Here is a 1,553-nt window from a genome sequence, read left to right as displayed (position 1 = left end):
CCAAGGAGTGAAGCGGCCGGCCGATGGTCGCCGTGCGCGTAGGCTGGACCAGCAGGAATATCGTCGGCTCGGCAAGGCGCTGTTGGCTACCGCGGAGGAACTGGAAACCGAACAGGTCATCCAGGGAGTGTGGCTGCTCGCTCTGACGGGTTGCCGTCTCGGCGAGATCGAAGCTCTGAAATGGAGCGAGGTTGATTCCGAGCATGGCTGCTTCCGCCTTGCGGACAGCAAGGAAGGGGCATCGGTGCGGCCGATCGGCCGCGCTGCGTTCGATACGCTCGATCGGATTGCGAAACGCAAGGGCTGTCCGTTCGCGCTGCCGGCAGCTAGAAGCGATGGGCATTTCGGCGGCATGCCGTCCGGCTTCGAGCGCATTACAGAGAAAGCGAAGCTGAAGGGAGTGACACCGCATACGCTGCGCCATTCCTATGCGTCGGTCGCGGGCGATCTCGGCTACAGTGAGTCGACCATCGGCGCTATGCTCGGTCATGCCGCCAGTACGGTCACCGGCAAATATGTCCACCATCTGGACAGCGTGCTGATTGCGGCCGCGGATCGGGTGGCGCGGACGATCCGCGACTTCATGCTGAAAGACCAGCAGGCTCAGGGGCATAAAGACACGTCTCACACAGAAGAGCCCATAACGGGCGGACAACGGACCGCTAGCCAAATTTGAGCATAGCCTATCGGGTGCTCCGAAGGCAGAGGTCACAGGTTCAAATCCTGTCGGGTGCGCCAGTTTCATATTTATTTTGAATATGTTATAGCGAATCTAGGTTTGCCGATTCAGGGCAATCGGTTGCAACCATATAGCAACCAATCCCATTAGGACAGTCAGCTATGCTCCGCCAATTCCGCAAGGTGGCCTTCCGTGTGTGCTGACGTTCAACATTTTTTGTCATCGCAAGAGGGACTCTTCGAACGGAAACCGCGATAACAGTTCAACTCCCGTCTCAGATATCAAGACCTGCTGCTCCAGCTTTACACCCTCCGCCCCCCTCTCGTCGCCGATATAGCTCTCGACACAAATAGTCATGCCTTGCTCCAGAACTCCATCATAACCCGCATCGGGGAAATCCCCACAGTGATAGAGATAGGGGTACTCACCCGTCATTCCGCAGCCATGTGCCGAGAGATAGTAACGGTTGGCGTAGTATTTTTCCGGGATATTCCATGCTTTATCGGCATAGTCGCGAAAGCTCATCCCGGGCTTCAAGATGCTCATGTTGTGGTGCACCTGCTCGTAGGCTACTTTGTAGAGTTCGCGCTGGCTGTCCGTCGGCCTATCGGCTCCTGAATGGAAGGTACGCGAGAAATCGGAGTAGTAGCCGTGGCATCCCACGACATCCGTGTCGAGGGCGACTAGCTCATTCTCGCCGAGAATGTAATTTGCCGCTTCCTGGAACCAGGGATTCGTCCGCCTGCCGGCACTCAGAAGACGCGTCTCGCAATAGTCCCCATTCTGCTGGCCTGCCCCTATGAGGTGGTCCAGTTTCAGTCTTAATGCATGATCGGCTTTCCGGCCATTGCCTGTGCAGATGGTGGTGCCGATC

Annotated in this window: 2 protein-coding genes; one reads left to right on the top strand and one right to left on the bottom strand. The window is 57.1% G+C overall.

Going from position 1 to position 1,553, the window contains the following annotated elements; genetic code table 11:
• Positions 1 to 676 (top strand): tyrosine-type recombinase/integrase (locus GM910_RS26870; protein WP_159593961.1); only part of this gene is annotated, 676 nt, incomplete at its 5' end.
• A 222-nt stretch (positions 677 to 898) separates the two neighbouring features.
• On the opposite strand, the gene GM910_RS26865 is transcribed toward GM910_RS26870, so the two are convergent.
• Positions 899 to 1,553: M24 family metallopeptidase (locus tag GM910_RS26865; protein ID WP_159593959.1), on the bottom strand; the 655-nt coding region annotated here is incomplete at its 5' end.

The sequence above is a fragment of the Chelativorans xinjiangensis genome (assembly GCF_009812055.1).
GTDB classification, from domain to species: domain Bacteria; phylum Pseudomonadota; class Alphaproteobacteria; order Rhizobiales; family Rhizobiaceae; genus Chelativorans; species Chelativorans xinjiangense.
This window is presented reverse-complemented; position numbering and strand designations above follow the sequence as displayed.